This is a genomic window from Roseisalinus antarcticus, from assembly GCF_900172355.1.
Taxonomy (GTDB): domain Bacteria; phylum Pseudomonadota; class Alphaproteobacteria; order Rhodobacterales; family Rhodobacteraceae; genus Oceanicola; species Oceanicola antarcticus_A.
Map to the genome: position 1 here is coordinate 1 of NZ_FWFZ01000087.1, position 3,649 is coordinate 3,649.

At 67.4% G+C, this 3,649-nt stretch carries 3 protein-coding genes; all 3 read left to right on the top strand.

All coding sequences use genetic code 11. The features are described from left to right. Positions 1–806, top strand: an 806-nt coding sequence (locus ROA7023_RS23065; protein WP_143535731.1) for an FAD:protein FMN transferase, incomplete at its 5' end; no start/stop codon positions are given. An 18-nt stretch (positions 807–824) separates the two neighbouring features. Continuing rightward, positions 825–2,738, top strand: coding sequence for a heavy metal translocating P-type ATPase (locus ROA7023_RS23070; protein ID WP_085881298.1), 1,914 nt, complete (start codon positions 825–827; stop codon positions 2,736–2,738). 19 nt (positions 2,739–2,757) lie between these two features. Beyond that, positions 2,758–3,459: a VIT1/CCC1 transporter family protein gene (locus tag ROA7023_RS23075; RefSeq protein ID WP_085881296.1), complete on the top strand. Its 702-nt coding sequence runs from the start codon at positions 2,758–2,760 to the stop codon at positions 3,457–3,459. The last annotated feature ends 190 nt before the right edge of the window (positions 3,460–3,649 follow it).

The following is a 3,649-nucleotide window of genomic DNA, read 5'->3' on the forward strand; positions in this document are numbered from 1 at the left end:
CGGGCAGCGATCTGATGCGTCTGAACGCAGCGCCTGTTGGCGCCTCGGTGGCGGTTCCGGATCGGCTGCGGGAGGTTCTGGGCCTCGCGCTCGAGATCGGGCGAGCCTCGGGCGGGGCTTTCGACATCGGCATGGGCGACGCGGTAACGGCCTGGGGGTTCGGGCCCGAGGCAGCGGCGCCCGAGCGCATCCGCAGCGCCATGACGGCCAAGCGTGTGCCTACCCATCAGGCGCTCGAGATCGACAGGACAACAGGTCTCGTCCGCAAGACGTCGCCGCTGGCGCTGGACCTGAATGGCATCGCCAAGGGATATGGCGTCGACCGGCTGGCCCGGACGCTGGCGGCGCATGGCATGGACGATGCGCTTGTCGGCATCGACGGCGAGATGCGTGCAATGGGGCTCCGGCCCGACGGGGGCGCCTGGACCATCGCGGTCGAGGCGCCGGACACTGACCGCCGCACGCCGCATGCCATCCTGGCGCTGCAGGACGCTGCCGTGGCGACCTCGGGGGACTACCGGCACTGGGTCGAGGTTCAGGGTCGCCGTCTGTCGCACTCCATGGACCCCGGGCGCGGCGCCCCACTGATCGCGTCGCCGGCCTCGGTGACGGTCGTCGCCCGGACCTGCGCCGAGGCGGATGCATGGGCGACGGCGCTGATTGTAAAAGGCAGCTTGGAGGGCGCGATATTGGCGCGTAAATGTAACTTGAGCGCTCTCTTCCTTGATCGTGAGGGCGATCATCTTCGCGAAACGAGAGTGGGACGGCTGTTCGAGACCCGTCCAGATCCCGAGCGCGTGAGCTGACGCCGGGACATGTACCAGATGACACCCTTGTTTCATGATCGCCTGAACGTCGCCCTGCTGAGCCTGGCATTGCTTGGCTTGGTATCCGGCCTGGTCCTTTGGCTGGTGGGGCGGCCGGACCTTGCCGATATCGCGTGGACGGCCGGGGTCGCGCCTGTGCTTGCGGCCCTTTGCGTCGAGATTGTCCGAAGTCTGAGACAGGGCGAGGTCGGGCTGGACATCGTCGCGGCGCTGTCGATGTCGGCGGCGCTGCTGTTCGGGGAAACCCTTGCGGCGGCAGTCGTCGCGCTGATGTATTCGGGCGGAACCTTCCTCGAGAGTTTCGCGCAGGGCCGCGCGCGGCGCGAGATGAGCGATCTTCTGTCCCGCGTGCCCAGGACCGCCACGCGCCATCGCAATGGCGCACTGGACGAGGTGCCGCTCGACGACATTGCGCGGGGCGATCTGCTGCTGATCCGGCAGGGCGACGTGGCATCCGTGGACGGGACGGTCGAGAGCGCCGGCGCGATGCTCGACCAGTCCGCGCTGACCGGCGAGTCGATGCCCGTCCGGCTGGCACACGGGCAGGACGCGATGAGCGGCTCGACCAACGCGGGCGAGGCTTTCGATCTGCGGGTCACGCGCCGCGCGGCCGACAGCACCTATGCCCGGATCGTCCGGCTGGTCGAGGCGGCGCAGAAGTCCAAGGCGCCAATGGCGCGGCTGGCCGACCGCTACTCACTGCTGTTCCTCGCCGTGACCGTCGCGCTGGCAACCGCCGCCTGGTGGGTCACGGGCGATCCGATCCGGGCAGTGGCGGTGCTGGTGGTGGCGACGCCGTGCCCGCTGATCCTCGCCGTTCCGGTGGCATTGGTGGCCGGGCTTTCGCGCGCGGCCCACTTCGGGGTGCTGATCAAGGGCGCGAAACCGCTTGAGGCGCTGGCCCGGATCACGACGCTGATCCTCGACAAGACCGGCACGCTGACGGACGGGCGCCCGCAGATCGTGTCGATCGACCGGCATGGCGACATGTCCGAGGACGACATTCTGTACTTCGCCGCCGCGCTCGATCAGGCATCGAAACACCCGATCGCACAGGCCATCGTCGGGGCGGCGAACGCGCGCGGGATCGCCTTGCCGATCCCCGCGAGCGTGGTCGAGACGCCCGGCGAAGGCGTTGCCGGGACAATCGACGGACGCAGGGTCGTGGTGGGCGGCGCGGGGTTCGTCGCCGAGCAGCTTGGCCTCGCCGACCCGGAAAGCACTGTGGTCGAGGCGGGATCGGTTGTGGTGTCGCTAGGCGTTGACGGGAAACTGGCCGGCCACATCGTGATGGCTGACGCATTGCGCGCTGGCACGGCAGACCTGCTTTCAGGGCTTCGACATCTGGGCGTCGGTCGCATCCTGCTGGCGACAGGCGATCGCCGCGCCGTTGCCGAGGCCGTGACGGCGGGCCTTGGCCTCGATGCCGTTCGCGCCGATCTGACCCCCGACCAGAAGGTCCTGCTGGTCCTGACCGAGCGCAAGAACGGCCCGGTCATGATGGTGGGCGACGGTGTCAACGACGCCCCCGCGCTGGCGGCAGCCGACATCGGTGTCGCCATGGGCGCACGCGGGGCGGCGGCATCGGCCGAAGCGGCCGATGTCGTGCTGCTGGTCGATCACCTGGATCGGCTGCTGCCGGGAATCGAGATCGCGCAACGGTCCCGCCGCATCGCCCTCGAGAGCGTTGCGGCGGGGATCGGCTTGTCTGTCATCGGCATGATCGCTGCCGCCTTCGGGTACCTGACCCCGGTGCAGGGCGCCCTCCTGCAGGAGTTGATCGACGTGGCGGTCATCCTCAACGCGTTGCGGGCTCTCAGGATCGTGCCGGGTCACTTAGATCAGATCGAAGGCAGCCCTGGCGATACAGCGGCTCATCGCCCGCCCACGCCGTCATTCACCGAAACATAGCCCGGAAGGCCCTTTTGAGATGAGCAGACTCTCCCATTCCGAAGTCCACATGGTTCATCGCATCGGCTGGTTGCGCGCCGCTGTTCTGGGCGCGAACGATGGTCTCGTTTCCACGGCGAGCCTTGTCGTCGGGGTCGCTGCGGCTGGATCCGGGCGTCCCGAGATCCTGATCGCGGGTCTTGCCGGGCTTGTAGCCGGGGCGATGTCGATGGCGGCCGGCGAATACGTCTCCGTCAGTTCACAGACCGATGCGGAGCAGGCCGACCTCGCGCGCGAAACCCGCGAACTGAGGGAAACACCCGAGGCCGAGCTCGACGAGCTGACCCGCATCTACGTTGCGCGCGGGCTTGACGACGTCCTCGCGCACCAGGTCGCGATCCAGCTGACCGAGAAAGACGCACTTGGCGCGCATGCGCGCGACGAGCTTGGCATCTCGGAGACCGTGACCGCGCATCCGATCCAGGCGGCTCTGGTGTCAGCGGCGACCTTTGCGGTCGGCGCTTTCATACCGCTCATCATTGCCGCGCTGGTTCCTGCAGCCCAGATCACTTTCGTCGTCGCGGTCACCACTCTGATCGCGCTTTCAGTGCTGGGCGGACTCGGGGCATCGGTCGGCGGTGCGGGCATCGTAAAGGGAGCGGTTCGCGTCACGTTCTGGGGCGCACTTGCCATGGCCGCGACCGCAGCGGTGGGTATGATCTTCGGTGTGACTGTCGGCTAGGCGAGGTCGTGCGGTGTCAGAGGTTCAGCCATCCTTCGGAATCAAGAACATCAATATTTTAAGGTGGAGATGGGGTGGATGCCGCTCTCCCCTGACGGCATCGCGATGTGCCAAACTCGTGGTGTTGAAGCACAAGCTGTAGGAGACGGCATCCATGGAAGTAGTTACCATCATCGGCGTCGATCTGGCA